Source organism: Micromonospora sp. NBC_01655 (genome assembly GCF_026339755.1).
Classification (GTDB): Bacteria; Actinomycetota; Actinomycetes; order Mycobacteriales; family Micromonosporaceae; genus Micromonospora.
In genome coordinates this window covers 6405589-6421115 of sequence record NZ_JAPEQF010000001.1, presented here as the reverse complement: position 1 = coordinate 6421115, position 15527 = coordinate 6405589, and the positions used below count along the sequence as shown (strand labels likewise).

The 15527-nt window shown below is 71.2% G+C and carries 13 protein-coding genes; 6 read left to right on the top strand and 7 right to left on the bottom strand.

What is annotated here, in order from left to right:
• Positions 1-6: 6 nt before the first annotated feature.
• Positions 7-1443, bottom strand: coding sequence for a radical SAM protein (locus OOK41_RS28265; RefSeq protein WP_266267321.1), 1437 nt, complete (start codon positions 1441-1443; stop codon positions 7-9).
• Positions 1444-1857: 414 nt separating this feature from the next.
• Between OOK41_RS28265 and OOK41_RS28260 the strand changes: the two genes are divergently transcribed.
• Complete coding sequence (locus OOK41_RS28260; RefSeq protein WP_266267320.1) at positions 1858-2343, top strand: helix-turn-helix domain-containing protein; 486 nt, start codon at positions 1858-1860, stop codon at positions 2341-2343.
• Entirely contained in the window at positions 2340-2807 is a 468-nt protein-coding gene (locus OOK41_RS28255; RefSeq protein WP_117665926.1) for a PIN domain-containing protein, read from the top strand. Before OOK41_RS28260 ends, OOK41_RS28255 begins: the two co-directional genes overlap by 4 nt.
• A gap of 163 nt (positions 2808-2970) precedes the next feature.
• On the opposite strand, the gene OOK41_RS28250 is transcribed toward OOK41_RS28255, so the two are convergent.
• Positions 2971-5085: a choice-of-anchor J domain-containing protein gene (locus tag OOK41_RS28250; RefSeq protein WP_266267319.1), complete on the bottom strand. Its 2115-nt coding sequence runs from the start codon at positions 5083-5085 to the stop codon at positions 2971-2973.
• Positions 5086-5425: 340 nt separating this feature from the next.
• Between OOK41_RS28250 and OOK41_RS28245 the strand changes: the two genes are divergently transcribed.
• Entirely contained in the window at positions 5426-6748 is a 1323-nt protein-coding gene (locus OOK41_RS28245) for an AAA domain-containing protein (RefSeq protein WP_266267318.1), read from the top strand.
• Positions 6749-6916: 168 nt separating this feature from the next.
• Here OOK41_RS28245 and OOK41_RS28240 read toward each other — a convergent pair whose 3' ends face one another.
• Positions 6917-7825 carry an aminoglycoside phosphotransferase family protein gene (locus OOK41_RS28240; RefSeq protein ID WP_266267317.1) on the bottom strand — a complete coding sequence of 303 codons (909 nt, stop codon included), beginning with the start codon at positions 7823-7825 and terminating at the stop codon, positions 6917-6919.
• A 2-nt stretch (positions 7826-7827) separates the two neighbouring features.
• Complete coding sequence (locus tag OOK41_RS28235; protein ID WP_117666897.1) at positions 7828-9294, bottom strand: helix-turn-helix domain-containing protein; 1467 nt, start codon at positions 9292-9294, stop codon at positions 7828-7830.
• 419 nt (positions 9295-9713) lie between these two features.
• On the opposite strand from OOK41_RS28235, the gene OOK41_RS28230 reads away from it, so the two are divergent.
• From OOK41_RS28230 to OOK41_RS28220, 3 genes are all read left to right on the top strand, one after another.
• Positions 9714-10064 (top strand): hypothetical protein, encoded by a 351-nt coding sequence (locus OOK41_RS28230; protein WP_266267316.1) that lies wholly within the window; start codon positions 9714-9716, stop codon positions 10062-10064.
• Positions 10061-11146 carry an FAD-binding oxidoreductase gene (locus OOK41_RS28225; protein ID WP_266267315.1) on the top strand — a complete coding sequence of 362 codons (1086 nt, stop codon included), beginning with the start codon at positions 10061-10063 and terminating at the stop codon, positions 11144-11146. Before OOK41_RS28230 ends, OOK41_RS28225 begins: the two co-directional genes overlap by 4 nt.
• Positions 11147-11299: 153 nt before the next feature.
• Positions 11300-12145, top strand: coding sequence for an SAM-dependent methyltransferase (locus tag OOK41_RS28220; RefSeq protein WP_266267314.1), 846 nt, complete (start codon positions 11300-11302; stop codon positions 12143-12145).
• Between the two features lie 71 nt (positions 12146-12216).
• On the opposite strand, the gene OOK41_RS28215 is transcribed toward OOK41_RS28220, so the two are convergent.
• The 3 genes from OOK41_RS28215 to OOK41_RS28205 all read right to left on the bottom strand — a co-directional run bounded on the left by OOK41_RS28215 (position 12217) and on the right by OOK41_RS28205 (position 15509).
• The gene (locus tag OOK41_RS28215) at positions 12217-13521 is read right to left on the bottom strand and encodes a hypothetical protein (protein WP_266267313.1); all 1305 of its coding nucleotides are present in this window, start codon (positions 13519-13521) and stop codon (positions 12217-12219) included.
• 312 nt (positions 13522-13833) lie between these two features.
• A complete protein-coding gene (locus tag OOK41_RS28210; protein WP_266267312.1) occupies positions 13834-14514 on the bottom strand; it encodes an SMI1/KNR4 family protein in 681 nt (226 codons plus the stop codon).
• A 143-nt stretch (positions 14515-14657) separates the two neighbouring features.
• Positions 14658-15509, bottom strand: a complete 852-nt coding sequence (locus OOK41_RS28205; protein WP_266267311.1) for an aldo/keto reductase — start codon at positions 15507-15509, stop codon at positions 14658-14660.
• Positions 15510-15527 lie beyond the last annotated feature (18 nt).

Below are 15527 nucleotides of genomic sequence, written 5' to 3'. Positions count from 1 at the left end.
TGGCGGTCACCGGCCGAACAGTCGCTCGTGCTGGGCCCGGGCCAGCTCCACCAGCCGGCGCCGCACGTGCGGTAACCCGACCTCCCCGAACTGGAGGTCCACGGCGCTGTGGTCCAGTAGTCGCGCCGGGTCGTACCGGCCCGTCGCCAGCAACCGGTGCCACGCCGGCGTGCCGGGGTAGGGCCGGAACTCGAAGACGCTCGCCCGGAAGGAGCCGGGCGCGTTCTCGGTCAGATCCCACAGCTCGTGTACGTACCGGACGGTCTCCTCCAGCTCGGCGCGCGTCTCGGTGGGCAGGCCGAGGATGAAGTACCCCTTGACGTTGATGCCCCGGCGGGTGAGCCGGCGGACCACGTCCCGGGTCAGCTCGGGCCTGATCCGTTTCCCGATGTGGCCGAGAACCCGCTCGCTGCCGGACTCGATGCCGAGGGCGACCTCCCGGCAGCCGTTCGCGGCGATCGTCTCCAGCAGGGCGTCGTCGGTGCGGGCGAGGATGTTGATCCGGCCGGTGGCGTCCCAGGCGTACCGGCTGCCGACGTCGGCTGAGGTGAAGGCGGCCATGCAGCGCCGGATGAACCGCTCGTGGCCGAGGAAGAAGTCGTCGACGAACCGGAACGCCCGCACGCCGTACTGGATGTTGAGTTCGTCCATCTCGGCGATGATGTTGTCCGGCTCCCGGGTGCGGACGGTGACGTCCGGGTTGGCGCTGACGGCCGCGCCGCAGAACGAACAGTCGTACGGGGAGCCGCGGGCGCCCACCATCGCCGCCTCCCACGGCCCCTCGTCCGGCCGGTACGGGTCGTCGGCGAAGAACCGCCGGTCGACGAACGGCAGCGAGTTGATGTCCGGCGCCAGGTGCCAGCCTGTCCCCGCCTCGCCGCCCGTGACCGGCGTACCCAGGATCGGGTCCCGCCACAGCACGCCCGGAAGCCGTACCCGCTGGCGGTGGTCGTTCAGCAGCTCGGCGACCCGGGTCTCGGCCTCGCCGACGATCAGCGCCTCCAGGCGGGCGAACCGCGAGTCCGCGATGACCGCCTCCGGCATCGCCTTCGCCTGGTGACCACCGACCATGACCTGGATCGCGGGGTCGAGGCCGGCGGCGATCCGGGCGCTCAGCTCGTACGTCGGTGCCAGCAGGTTGAATCCCACCCAGCGGGGCGCGGCCTCGTTGACGAGGCTCTGGATCCGGTCGATGCCGAGGCCGAGGGACTCCCCGTCGAGCACGCCCACGCTGAAGCCCTGCACCGTGGCGTAGGTGGCGAGGTAGCCCATGCCGAGCACCGGCAGCGTGAAGTCGTTGACCCGGGGACGGAGCGTGTAGTCGCGCAGCGGCGCGTTGACCAGCAGCAGGTCGAGCGGCGTGCCCGGCTCGACGCCGAGGATGGGCTGTTCAGACGGCCCCGGCCTGCCGGCCGCCGATGCCACTGTCGGTGAAGTCGTCATCGCCCAGGGTTAACACACGCTGTGGAGATGGGAAAATATGAATGTCCGTCTTATCGGATAGTGCAACCCCCCTCCCTGAACCGTTTCGACCGGGTGCGGAAGAACGATCAGGCGGCGATCGTCCGGGCGGCGGAGTGGACGTCAGCCGGCAGCGGGTGAGCCAGCTCCCAGACGATCCGCATCGGCCGGTCCCCGGTGTGCTCCCGGTACGCCATCGGCCCCGCGTACAGGTAGGCGCCTCGACCGGCCGGGCAACGCGGCGTCGGCGGCCGACATCGCTGGCTGGCTGGGGCGGTGCGAGGTCCGCTGGCAGGAGACGGAAGCGCCTGACCTGCCCGGTTCCCTACTCGCTATCGTTTTTTTCGTCTTGGCGGGTATGGTGGGGTGGGTTCGAGGCGTCCGGAGGGTGATGTTGTGACCGTGGTGCCGGCAGGCGGCGTGGAGCCCAACGGCGAGGAACTCAGGCGTTTTGCCCGGCGATTCCTTCGAGGGCGGCGATTGCAGCTGATCATCGATGGGTCGGAGCCGGTGGACGTGCCGGCTGTGGTGGGCGAGGCGCTGGCTGAGGTTGTCTCGATCCTGGGCCGCGGGCGACCGGTGCGGGTGATGCAGGAAAACGTCGAGCTCTCTACCGGAGAGGCTGCCGCGATCCTCGGAGTGACGAGGCCGACCGTGGTCAAGCTGATGAACGACGGCCTGTTGCAATACACCCGCCCCAACTCCAGTCGCCGGGTTGCCCTGCACGACGTGCTGGCCTACAGGGAGCAGCGATCGAAGGCCCGGCGCGAGGCGCTGGACGAGCTCACCGGGGACGCGATCGACATGGGCGTCTACGACGAGGCGATGCGGCGTGGGCGCGAGCCGTCGGACGATCAGCCGGGGCGTGACGACCGCCGATGATCGTAGCCGTGCTGGATGCGTGCGTTCTCGTGCCCAGTGTCCTCGCCGACACCCTGCTCCGTTGCGCCGAGCAGGATCTGTATCGCCCGGTCTGGTCCGAGGCGATCCTCAACGAGGTGCGTCGGAACCTGCCGACTTCGGTTCGCGGCGCAAAAGCCGAACGTCGGATCGAGGTCATGCGTGAGCACTTCCCGGAGGCGATCGTCACCGCCAACCTCCGCGATTTTCCCGACCACGCGCTCGCGCCGTATGCCATCGAAGCGCTGCACCCCGACGATTTCCTCTGCGCCCTGCTGGACGCCGCCCCGGATCGGATTGCGGAGGTCATCATGCAGCAAGCGGAGGCCACCGGAAGGGGTGGGCGGCCGAGACTGGACATCGACGACATTCTCGCCGGCCTGGCCGGATGCCGGGTCACCCGGTTTGCCCACCGGGTTTCCGTGAAGCTGACACCTGAGCGGTAGCGAATCGGTGTGGCGGCTGGTACCTCTATTGACCAGCCAGGTTCACCATGCGGTCGGACGCCGGAAGGTTCGAGCGGGCGCTGTGATGGTGGTCCCCGATAGGGGTGCCCGGGCACCTGCCACCAGATCGGCGACAGGTGCCCGGGGGTTGTGCTGGGTCAGGTCAGGCGGTGCCGCCCGGCTGGACCACTCCGTTGACCGTCAGCGTGTACGGCGCGTACTGGTTGACCTGCTCGGTCGGCTCGTCGTAGGCGACCACGGCGACGACCTTCGGGAACGGGCTGAGCAGGGCGAGCTGCGCCCGGTTCAGCGTCAGGCCCGACCGGCCGTCGAACTCGAACTGCGCGGCGACCGAGTGCTGCTCGTCGATGCCGATCAGGCGCAGGTTCCAGTTGTTGACGGTGATCGGCTTGATCTCCGTCGGCGAGTCGAACGGGGTGAGGCTGCTGCCGTCGCTGACCGCCGTGCCGCCGACGGTGATGTCGTCGAGCAGCAGACCGCCCTCGTTGACGCCGCCGTCGCTGACGTAGCGGAAGCCGAGCAGGATCGTCTTGCCGGCGTACGCGGACAGGTCGAACGAGTGCGCCTCGAACCCGTCGGTCGTCCCGTTGAGCGCCGGACCGAACGGCCCGTCGACCGTCTTGTCACCCGGGATGGCGGTGTAGGTCGCGCCCCCGTCGGTGGAGACGGTGACGTAACCGTAGTCGAAGCCGAACTCCGCGCCGTACTTGGCGGCGAAGCGCAGCGTCGGGTCGGCGGTCGGCACGGCGACCGACGTGACCGCCCCGGCGTCGATGTTGTTGCCGTTCCCGGACCACAGGACCGGGTTGCCGGAGCGGTCCGGGTCGTTCGACACGACGGTCCACGCCAGCGGCAGCGGCGGCAGCGTCTTGGCGGCCTGGAACGACAGCGAACGCAGGTCACGGCCCCGCAGGAGCTGCCCGTCGGCCTTCTGCAACGGTACGAAGTCGGCCCCGTTCGGCGCCGCCCCCGGGGTGGCGTTGGCGGCCGGGTTGGCCAGGTTGACCGTGGAGCGCAGGCTCGGCGTGGTCACCCGGCTCTTCGGTACGCCGAGCATGACCCCGTGCTGCGAGTCACCGACGATCTTGTCGACCAGCGTCATCGTCTGGTAGTCGTGGATGACCTGGTACATCTTGCTGACGCCCTTGGCCTTCAGCGCCGCGTCCAGGCTGGCCAGCCCCTGCCGCTCACCGTCGTTGTGCAGCCGGGAGATGATGTCCGTGCCGTACCGGTCGTACAGGAACTGCATGAACGAGTACGCGTTGCCGTAGTCGGCGAGCACCGCGTTCGGGTTCGGGCTCTCGCCCCAGAGGGTGAGCGAGTTCTCCGGGCCGCCGCAGTCCCGCGGGTTGACGTTGTACGGCGTCTGCACCGTGCCGAAGCCCTGGTAGCAGTAGAGGTGGCTGTCGGCTCCCCGGTCGAAGACGGTCGTCGTGGTGTCGACGTAGCCGGTCAGCGTCTGGGCGAAGTCGGACAGGCCCTCGTTGATCCAGTTCCCCTCGAAGGGGTCGGTGTAGTAGTGCGCCAGGTGCTGCCACTCGTGGGCGAAGGTGCCCTCGTAGCTGAAGGGACGGGCCGGGCGGCTGGTGCACAGGTCGTTGGTGGGCTCGTTCGGCGGGTTCGCGCCGGTGCGGTGGGCCCAGTCGAACGCGTCGACGGTCATGACGTTGCGGTCGAACAGCTCGTTGAACTGGGCCGAGAAGAAGCCGGCGATGTAGGTCGGGTTGGCCGGGAACCCGTAGTAGTTGTCGTCCCGGACGTTGTCGACCAGGGTGACCGTCTTGTTGCCGCCGCCGGTGTAGTCGCCGCCGTTGCCGTTGGCGTCCGGTCCGAGCAGGGCGTTGGTGCCGTCACGGTCCGGCGGCGTGCTGAACGCGGCCGTCTCCTTCGGGTACATGTTGGTGTCGAACTCGTGGACGAAGCTCGCCACCTGCTCGTCGGTGATCTGCGTCGACGAGGGGATCTGGGTTCGGCAGTCGCCGGCCGGGAAGGCGATGTCGTTGGCGACCCACACCTCGACGTTGTTGCCAACGCCCCGCAGCGTGTAGTCCTTGCGGTAGAGCTGGCCCTGGAGGTCGTCCATGCCGAGCCACTGCCGGACCGTACCGACCGGCGGCGTCGCCGCGGCGGACGTGGTCTTCGAACGCGACTGCGTGCGCGGCTGGTACCGGGCCGGCGTCTCGACCTTGCGGCCGTCCAGCGTGAAGTCCTTGCGGGTGAGCTCCCGGGTGTCGCTGGGCTGAGCCTGCTTCGCCACGGGCTGCTCGGGCGCGGCCGTCGCGGCTGACGCGGGAAGGACGCCCATAAGTGGTAAGACGAGTGTGATGGCTGCTGCACCGGCGATGCGGCTGCGTGCCATGGGCCCCCCTTTGGGTGATGTGAATCCGGTTGACGGGGTCGCCGTCGAAATCCACCGGGATAACATCCATGTTCGTACTGGCAATGATTGCCTTTGGCAATCGTCCTACCGCACGATCCGTCTCCACCGGGCCGGCCCTCCTCCCTTGTGGACGCCGCGTGCCCCTACCGGAGCCGTGGGTACGGCCGTGTCGGTGCCGGCGGGTAGGGTGCGCAGCACCTGGTGGGAGGGGAGATCGATGCTCGGGCTGGAGGTGCCGCCCGCCGTCGAGGCGGAGCGCGTCATCACGGCCGTGCTGGCCGACCTGCGCTCCGGCGACCACCGGGGCGTGGTGGTCGACTCGCCGCCCGGGGCCGGTAAGTCGACCCTGGTGGTCCGCGCCGCCGTCGAGCTGGCCGCCGCCGGTGAGCCGTTGATCATCATCGCGCAGACCAACGAGCAGGTCGACGACCTCGTCGACCGGCTCGCCCGCAAGGCCCCGGAGCTGCGGATCGGGCGGCTCTCGGCCACCGAGTACAAGCCGACCGACCGGGTGAAGGGCCACGACACGGTCCGGGTCGCCGCGAAGGTCGCCGACCTCGGCGAGCCGGCCGTCATCATCGGTACGGCCGCCAAGTGGGCGATGGTCAGCGACGGCTCCTGGCCGTGGGCGATCGTGGACGAGGCGTACCAGATGCGGTCGGACGCCCTGTTGCGGGTGGCCGGCAGGTTCGAGCGGGCCCTGTTCGTGGGGGATCCCGGGCAGCTCGACCCGTTCTCGACGGTCGAGACCGCGCGGTGGACGGGGCTGACCTGGGATCCGATGCAGTCCGCGGTGGCGGTGCTGCTGCGGCACAACCCGGAGCTGCCGGTGCACCGGCTGCCGGTGTCCTGGCGGCTGCCCGCGTCGGCGGCGCCGGTGGTCGCGGCGGCGTTCTACCCGTTCACCGGGTTCCGTGCCGGCACCGGCACCGACGACCGGGCGCTCGCGTTGACCGAGGCGGGGCCGGGGGACGCCGTCGACGCGGCGGTGGAGCTGGCGGCGGCGACGGGCTGGGCACTGTACGAGCTGCCGGAACGGCACACCCTGCGCACCGACGCCGAGGCGGTCGCGGCCTGCGCCGCGCTCGCGCTGCGGGTGTTGCGGCGGGGAGCGGTCGCCGTCTCCGAGCACGCGCCGGCCGGCGCACCGGTCACCGCCGACCGGATCGCCGTCGGGGCCGCGCACCGCGACCAGGTCGCGGCCATCCGCGCGCACCTCGGCGCGGCCGGGGCGGGCATCACGGTGGACACCGCCAACCGGCTCCAGGGCCGCGAGTACGACGTGACGATCGTGCTGCACCCGCTGTCCGGGCGGCGGGACGCGACGGCGTTCCACCTGGAGTCGGGGCGGCTGTGCGTGCTCACGTCCCGGCACCGGCACGCGTGCGTCGTGGTGGCACGGGCGGGGATCGCGGAGCTGCTGGACGCCCACCCGTCGTCCGAGCCGGTGCACCTCGACGTCCCGGTCAAGTTCCCCGACGGCTGGCAGGCCCACCAGCATCTGCTGGCCAGGCTGGCCGACCCGATGTGCCCGATCTGACCGGGGACTTTCGTCGCTGAGTTCGGCGCCGCGACACACGAGGTCAGCTTCAAGCGTCGGATGCCTTGGGTTCCATAGCATCGATGCTATGGCCTGGGGTGGCGTGGAGCTTGAGCCCGAAGTCCGAGACTGGCTGGACTCTGGGGTCGTGCCCATGACGGTTGTTTCTCAGCAGATCAGGTTGGCGAACGGCGTCCAGCGCGCCTGGTGGTTGCCCTCTATCACGGAACGAAGCCTGGTGGTGAACTCCCGGACGATGCTGGCGGAACTCGCCAGCAGCGGAACGGCTGCAACGATCATCTTCAGCTCGCGGGCCTCCCGCAACAGGGGCCAGCGCGGGTCGGTGGTGACGTCGTATCCATAGGTGTCCGCCAGCGACCGATAGGAGCCGACCCCACCGAACCGGGCTTCGCCGACAGCAACTGCTACCAGGTCAACCTGCCGAGGCCCTACGCATGTCGCGTCGAAGTCGCACAGCACAACCCGGCCTGACGGCTCGCGGAGCAGGTTGCCGACATGGGCGTCCCCGTGGATCAGTTGTCCCTCCGTGTCCCGGCGCAGCGCTGCCAGCCGAGGTTCCAGCCGGTCGCACCAGTCCACCAGGAAGTCGCGAGCGTGATCGTCGAGTCCTTCGGCATCGTCCAGCCTCCGGCGCGCGTCGCCAATTGGATCCCACATGGGCAGAGGAAACGGCGGAACGCCAGGCGTGTGGAACTCCCGTAGGGCTCGACCGAGGTCTTCGGCTGTCGGTGCCGGCAAGGTCGGCGGGACGTACTTCCAGACGGAGGCCAGCAGGCGGCCGACCTGCACTGGCTGCTCGACATCCGCCGCCAGCTGGATGGCCGGCGCGTCGACGTGAGCGAACCACTGCGCGAGCCGGACAACCTTGTTCACCCGGTCGTAGAGCTGGTGGGTGCGGGCGATTCGGATCACGATCGCGGCGCTGGGCAGCGCGAAGACAGCGTTGTTGGTCAGGCGCAGCAGTTGCGCATCCCTGGTGGGCACTCCCAGACCGGCGGCAACCTGGTGCATGGCCGCTGTCATTGCCTTCTCGGTGAACCGCCCTGTTTCAGCCATGCTCAGCCTGCTGTTGGGTGGATCGTCGCCAGGCTCAGGCTGTGCTCGAACTCAGCGACCTCAGGTACCTTGCGGTGCCGCGCCAGATCGCGTCGCAGGTTGCCGACCCGGTCGATCACCCGCCTTGAACTCATGGATCGGGCCTGGTTCAGGACGCGCGTGCCGACCGTCAGCGCCTGCTCGGGCTGATCGGCGAGGAACAGCGCGCTACACAGGCCGACCTCGTTGAGCAGCGTGCTGCGAACGTTCGCCGGACCGAATGCGGCAATGGCGCTTTCCACCCAGCGCACCGCCTCAGGGGCGTGCGTCTCGTCCCGGCGCGCCAGGTCTCGGTAGACGCGGCCGTACTGGGCGAGCAACTCGCCACGATCGTAGAAACTCATCCACTCCGGTTCGCGGCCACCGTCGATGCGGTCGAACTCGTCGCTGGCCTTGCCGAGCGTGGTCACCGCCTCCCGGTGAGCACCGAGCGCGGCGAGCGACGCGGCCTCCGCGCCCAGGAGCAGAGCTTTGACCGCTGGTGTGGCCTGCACCCCGACGTGGGCGCGGGCAAGCTGCAACGTCGCGAGCGCGTCCCGGTTGTGGCGGAGATGCTGTAGCTGCTTGGCCTGGGAATAGCGGATCATCGCGGCCAGAGGTGCATCGTCCGCAGCGAGTGCGGCTCGTTCGGCTGCGACGAAATGACGGTGGGCGTCGCTGTGCTTGCCCGCGTCGAGAGCCGTCCAACCGGCCAACTGCCGAGCTGCCGCCACCGACGCAACGAGGCTGGAGGTCAACGCCTGCGTGTGCGACCAGTCGAGCATGCCGTACACCGACTCCGCGAAATGAGCCACCTCCCGGTACAGCAGGCCGCCTCCGCTCTCGTAGTCCACTGACCGGTACAGCTCCAGAACCGCGTTGAGGCGAGCGACATCCCTGGCGCCGATGCGACGCGGTTGGGTGACGCCCGTCGTCGCAATCAGCCCGGCCCCCGCAGCCACGGCTGCGATACCGGCCAGCAACGCCCGTCGGCCTCCGTGGGGCGGCTCCGAGGAAGGCTGGTCCTGAGCAGGCGCAGACAGCAGACCTCTACTTACCCTGCCGTTCGTCTCGGGAAGCGCGAACCACAGGTGCTCGCCGGGGATGCGGAGTACCTGCGCCCAGTGGGTGAGGCGGTCAAGGTGGACGATCGGAGAGCCGTTCTCGACCCGGCTGAGCTGTGCCTGGGTGATGCCCAGCCAGCCGGCGACCGCGCTCTGTGGCAGTGGGTTCCGCCCGTGGTACGGGTGGCAGCGGAATGCCCGGATCACCCGCCCGAGGTGCCGCTCCGCCAGCGCCCGCCGTACCGGCTCGTGTTCCCAGAAGTTGGCCGGCACAATCGGTGGCCGGCTCAGTCGGTCGCGCTCGGCGGCCTGGCACGGGGTGCACCGGCCACTGTCGTTGTCGCGGGCCAGCCGGCCACCACACCGGGGGCAGTTCGCGTGTGTCACGGGAAACCTCGCCATTCGCGGGTGGCTCCGTCCGTAGCGCCTCGTCGAGCCTATCCATTCAAATCCGCTCCGTGGAGGGCCGGTATACGTACCGCGCATACCGGCGAGGGCCCTTGCTGGCATCGTGCCGCTGCTGACCCCCTCAGGCATCGCGTCGGTGAGGGACCTTTGCGCCACTGCTCCTGAGTAGTCAGGGGAATACGCACCGAACATGTCGGTGAGTTGATCGCCGTCATGGCACGTCCGGCCACGCCCGGCAGGCTGCTTCACATGGCCCGGGGCGGGTGCCGGCTCCGGGGATGCGTCTTCCCCCGATGTGTCCCCGCCCCCGCCCGCCCCGGTGCCACTTCACCCATCAACCGGGCCCGTCCTCTACCGAACCCGTCGACGAGGGCCCTTCCAAAGCAGGGAGCGTGAGCGTGGCGTACTCGGACGAGGTCGTGCGGGAGGCCGTGTGGCGGTGGTTGCGGCTGGTGGCGGCGGACGCGGAGCTGGAGCCGTACCTGGTCGGGGTCGATCTGGGCCGGTTCGCCGACCACCTGGCGGCGACCCTCGGCGCGGCGCTCGACGGGCGCGCGGCGGCGGAGGTTTGGCCGGGGCTCGGGCTGGGGGAGGAGCAGCACCGGCGGCTGGTCGACTACCTCGCCGGGGTGCTCTGGGCGCTCGACATGCCGCAGGCCGCGATCGCCGCCGCCCGCGCCGCCTTCGCCGGGGAGGCACGCCCAACCGGGGCCGCCGGGAAGGCACATCCAACCGGAGCCGGCCGGTGAGGGGCGTCGACCTCGCCGCCACCTGGGCGGTCACCGTCGCCGGCATCGACCGGGCCGCCGACCACTTCTGGTGCGCCCTCGCCGACCGGATGCCCACCCTCCTGCCCGAGCGGGACGCGCCCCTGTTCCTCGCCGCCCTCGGCCGGCTCGCCACCGGCGACGACGACCGCGCCGGCCGTGCCGCGCTGCTGACCGTTCTCGGTCGGGCCTGGCGCGACTGTCACCTCGGCCCGCACCACCAGGCGCTGGTCGGCGACGCGCTGGTCGCCACCGTCGCCCGGCATACCCGTCCACGGTGGACGTCAGCGTTGGCCGCCGGCTGGGACAGCGCCGCCCGCCGCGCGCTGACCGCCGTCCGGCAGGCCGCCGAACGGGTGGGCGACGGCCATGCCTGGTGGCCGGTCGAGGTGCTCGACCACGACCGGCCTGCCGAGGGCGTCGCCATCCTCACCGTACGTCCCTGGCGGCGGCTGCCGTTCCGCCCCGGCCAGGCGGTGCCGGTCAGCGTGCCCGGTCTGCCCGGCCGCTGGCGCTGGTACTCGCCCGCCAACGCGCCCCGCGCCGACGGCACCATCGAGCTGCACGTCCGCGCCGCCGGTGCCGTCTCCCGCGTCCTCGTCGAGCGGGTACGCCCCGGCGGGCGGCTCTGCCTCGGCCCGCCCCGGGGCGCCGGCCTCACCCTCGCCCCCGACTCGTCCGCCGACCTGCTTCTCGCCGCCGGCGGCACCGGGCTCGCCCCGCTGCGCGCCCTGGTCGAACAGGTCGCCGCCGCGCCGGCCGGCCGGCGGGTGACCCTGGTCAGCGGCGTCCGTGCCTTCGCCGACCTGTACGACCCGGTCAGCCTCGACAAGCTCCAGGTCGCCCACGACTGGCTGACCGTCGTGCCCGCGTTCTCCCACGACGCGTACGCCGAGGCCGCCGAGCGGGGCGACGCCCTCGCCGTCGCCCTCCGGCACCATCGGCCCGGCCAGCACGTCTACGCCTGCGGTCCGCCCGCGATGATGGTCGGCGCGCGGCTGCGGCTGCTCGCCGCCGGGGTGCCCGCCGCCCACATCCACCTGCCCGACGGCTGCGAGCGCTGACCGCACCCACCCTCGCCGCGGGAGACACGCAGCGATGACCGGCGGGTCAGCGGCCCGGCGGTCGGACGCATACGCTGTGCGGGGGCGCCGGCCGATCGGGAAACCTCCGGCTGACCGGGGCCTTTCCTGGCCGTACGAACGATGAGGATTCCCGTGGGTTCCGCAACCCCTCAGGACGACCACACCGCTCGGCTCTCCGACCGATTCGACACCAGCGTGCCCCACCCCGCCCGGCGCTACAACTACTGGCTCGGCGGCAAGGACAACTTCGCCGTGGACCGGCAGTCCGGCGACCAGATAGCGGCCGTGTACCCGGCGATCCGCACCCTGGCCCGGGAGAACCGGGCGTTCCTCCAGCGGGCGGTGCGGTACCTGGCCGCCGAGGCCGGGATCCGGCAGTTCCTCGACATCGGCACCGGCATCCCGAGCGCCGACAACACCCACGAGGTGGCCCAGGCCGTGGCCCCCGAGTCACGGGTCCTGTACGTCGACAACGACCCGATGGTGCTGGTCCACGCCCGGGCGTTGCTGACCAGTTCCCCCACGGGCGCGACGGCGTACCTCGACGCCGACCTGCGCGACCCGGACCGGATCCTGGCCGCCGACGAGCTGCGCCGCACGCTGGACCTGTCCCGGCCGGTGGCGCTGGTGCTGGTCGCGGTGGCGCACTTCCTGACCGACGCCGAGCGGCCGTACGACGTGGTGGCCCGGCTGGTCGAGGCGCTGCCGTCGGGCAGCTACCTGGCGCTGAGTCACGTCACCGTCGACTTCATCCCCGCCGAGATCGTCGCGCGGATGAACGTCGAGCTGGCGGCGGGCCGGATCGAACAGGACGCCGTCCCCCGGTCCCGAGCGGAGATCGCCCGGTTCTTCGCCGGCCTGGACCTGGTCGAGCCGGGCATCGTCCCGGTGACGCGGTGGCGGGCCGAGGTGCCCGAGTCCGAACGCCCGCCGCTGGCCGAGGCGTCGATCTACGGCGCGGTCGCCCGCAAGCCCTGACCGCCGGTGAGCAGGTGCCCCTGCCGTGCCCGGAACGCGTCGGCAGGGGCCCCGCTCCCGCGCGAGACCGCTCAGCGGGTGCGCTTGACCGGGCGGAGGAGCTGCGTGCGGAAGATGTCGAAGCGGGCGTTGGTGTCGCCGGAGACCAGGTCGGTGCCCTGCGAGTCGTACGCGACGAAGCTGCCGTCGGCCGAGATGTCGGAGTGCTCGCCGCCGCCGTCGGTGCCGTGGCGGGGCACCGCGACGAGGATGTTGGCCCGGCTCAGCCGGTCGAACCGGAACACCTGCAACTGCCACGGGGTGTCGTAGCCGGTGAGGTTCTTCGCGTTCGACCAGAAGGTGACGTAGCGGCCGTCGGCGTTGATCCGGGGAGACAGAGCGGTGCCGTTGCCGGGCACTCCGGCCGGCGTCGCGGACACCGGGATGATGACGCCGCTGGCCGCCTCCCAGAGGAACACGTCGGTGGTGTCGTTGGCGTCGCCGGGAACGAGGTTGGTGGCGGTCGAGGTGAACGACACGTACCTGCCGTCGCCACTGACCTCGGCGCTGGTGGAGCCGCCCGACGCCGGGCCACCGGCCTGCGGGGCGGAGACCAGCCGGGTCGTGCCGAGCTGCCGGTCGTACAGGAAGACGTTGCCCGCCTCGGCGACCGGCTGCGCCACGATGTCCTTCGCGGTGGACTGGTAGCTGATCCAGCGGCCGTCGTCGCTGATCGACGGGTTGATCGAGTCGGCCGAGAACGGCGCGACGCCCGCCGGGGTGCGGGACACCAGCGAGGTGGTGCCGGTGCTGCGGTCGTGGACGTACACGTCGGTGTTCATGTTGGTGTCCTGCGGGACCACATTGGCGATCGCCGAGAACGTGACGTACCGGCCGTCGCCGCTGATGTCCAGGGAGTCCCAGCCGAAGCTGGCCTGGGAGATCCGGGTGACCTTCTTCGTCTCCCGCTCCCAGACGAACACGTGCCCGCTGAAGATGTCGGCGGGATCGGTGGTCAGGGCGGCCGAGGAGTTGAAGGCCACGAACCGGCCGTCCCGGCTGATCCGGGCCAGTTCCGAGGACCCGGACACGGGCACGCCGGCCGGCCCGGCGCTGACCAGCTCCGTGGTGCCGGTCAGCGTGTCGTGCAGGAAGATGTCCCTGAAGTAGTTGGTATCACCGGGCACCAGGTTGTCGGCCGACGAGCTGAACGCGACGTACCGGCCGTCGCCGCTGATGGACGGCTGGTGCGAGTCGCCGGCGGCCTCGGTGCCGTCGGTGGCGACCGACACCCGGACGGTCAGCCCGGCGGCGGAGGCGGCGGTGACCGGTACCAGCGCCGCCGCGACACCGAGCGCGGTCGCGCCGGCGATGCGGGCGCGCAGAGATGTGTACAAAAGGTCCTCCCCCGTCAGGTCCCCGGCCGTCGTCGCATGATCCGGCGAGGGACGTGTACGGCGCAAGGTAGCAGCGACGCAGCCCTCGGTGGGGTCCGAGACATCGGGTTCTGGATCCAGAAGTGACCCAGTCCCACCACCGGCCGGCCCCGCCGGAGCGGATGTGCCCGCTCCGGACGGGTGACCACTGTGGCCTCGGCGTCCGCGTCGCGGGCTCGTGCTCCCACGTGGTCACCGACGCCCGCTGACCGGCTGCCGGTCGACCGCCGCGCGCCGGTACGCCAGCGGGCGACCGCCTGACCGGCCGTCCGGTCAGGGGCGGGCCGCCCCCGCGACGCGCTCCGTGGCCCGGTCCAGCCAGCGGCGGTACCACCCGGCGAAGCCCAGCGGCGTGCCGTCGTCGGCGAGCAGCGGCCTCAGCCCGCTCTCCTCGGCGGTGCCGTCGGCCCACATCGTGCCCCGCGCCGGACCGGTGACCACCAGGGCGTCCCGCAGGGCGCAACCCTTGTGACACAGGTACAGCAGGCCGCCGAAGTGCGCCTCGTTGTACATGATCGCGTCGTGCCGCTCCCACCAGGTCTCCTCGGCCGCGTCGTACTCCTGCGCCGAGGCGAAGTCGTCCTCGTCGGGATGCTCGGGCAGATCGTCCGCCTGGTTGAACGCCTCGGTGTGCGGGAACGGCCGGACCAGGGAGTCCGGGCTCGTCATGTCCGCGCCGTCGCCCTCCCACGCCCACCGGCCGTCGACCCGGCGCGGCGGGAACAGACCGTACGCCGGGCCCGCGCCGCCCCGGCCGGCCTGGAGCAGGAACGACCGGTACTCCGCCGGCAGCTCCACCCGGAACTGGCCCTCCAACTCGGCCAGCTCCGCCGGGGTCAGTGGCGGCTCCAGCTCCCAGCCGTGCTCGCCCGCCCCGAACACCTCGTCGGCCTCCGGCGCGGCGGCCAGCCGGTCGAGCGTCTGCCGTACGTCAGACCAGTCGTGTCCCGTCACGCCCGGGACCGTACCGGCACCCCCCGACGGTCCGCGCCTCCGGGCCGCCCGCGCCGCAGCTCCAGCCGGCGGTGCTCCCACGCCGCAGTCCGGTGCCGCTACCGGGCAGGACGCCGTACGCGCCGCTGCCGGAGCCCGCCCGGTCAGGCGGGGACGTAGTCGAAGGTGTCGGGGTTCGGGCCCTGCCGGCCGGCCTCGCCCCTGTCCAGGCTGCCGATCCGGTCCATCGTCACGTCGTCCAGCTCGAAGTCGAAGATCCGGAAGTTCTCCTCGATCCGGCTCGGGGTGGTCGACTTGGGGAAGACGATGTCGCCGCGCTGCACGTGCCAGCGCAGCACCACCTGGGCCACGGTCCGCCCGAGCTGCCCGGCGATGTCGATCAGGGTCGGATCGTGGAGCACCTTGCCCTGCGCGATCGGCGACCACGCCTCGGTGAGGATGTTGTGCGCCCTGCCGTACGCGCGCACCTCCTCGTTGGCGAAGTACGGGTGCGCCTCGATCTGGTTCACCGCCGGCACCACGTCCGCCTCGGCGGCGAGCCGCTCCAGGTGCGGCACCTGGAAGTTCGACACCCCGACGGAGCGGGCCCGGCCGTCGCGCTGGAACTCCTCCAGCACCTTCCAGGTGGAGACGAAGTCGCCGTCGTAGCGGGTGGGTAGCGGCCAGTGGATCAGGAACAGGTCGAGGTAGTCCATCCTCAGCGCCGCCAGCGTGGAGTCGAACGCCCGGCGGGCGTCGTCGGGGCGGTGGAAGCCGTTGTTCAGCTTGCTGGTCACGAAGACCTCGCCGCGGGAGAGGCCGGAGGCGCGGACCGCCTGGCCCACCTCGGCCTCGTTGCCGTACATCTCGGCGGTGTCGATGTGCCGGTAGCCGATCTTGAGGGCTCGGCCGACCGCCTCGGCGGTGTCCTTCGGCTCGATCTGGAACACCCCGAAGCCGAGCTGCGGGATGGTGTTGCCGTCATTGAGTGAGATGTCGGGAGTCGTGTTCGCCATTGCCTCCACGTACCCGCC

Bases quoted from the DNA above. Each gene is read 5' to 3' on its own strand.
- OOK41_RS28245 (WP_266267318.1), top strand. From the start codon at position 5,426: ATGCTCGGGCTGGAGGTGCCGCCCGCCGTCGAGGCGGAGCGCGTCATC.
- OOK41_RS28205 (WP_266267311.1), bottom strand. From the start codon at position 15,509: ATGGCGAACACGACTCCCGACATCTCACTCAATGACGGCAACACCATC.
- OOK41_RS28255 (WP_117665926.1), top strand. From the start codon at position 2,340: ATGATCGTAGCCGTGCTGGATGCGTGCGTTCTCGTGCCCAGTGTCCTC.
- OOK41_RS28265 (WP_266267321.1), bottom strand. From the start codon at position 1,443: ATGACGACTTCACCGACAGTGGCATCGGCGGCCGGCAGGCCGGGGCCG.
- OOK41_RS28240 (WP_266267317.1), bottom strand. From the start codon at position 7,825: ATGGCTGAAACAGGGCGGTTCACCGAGAAGGCAATGACAGCGGCCATG.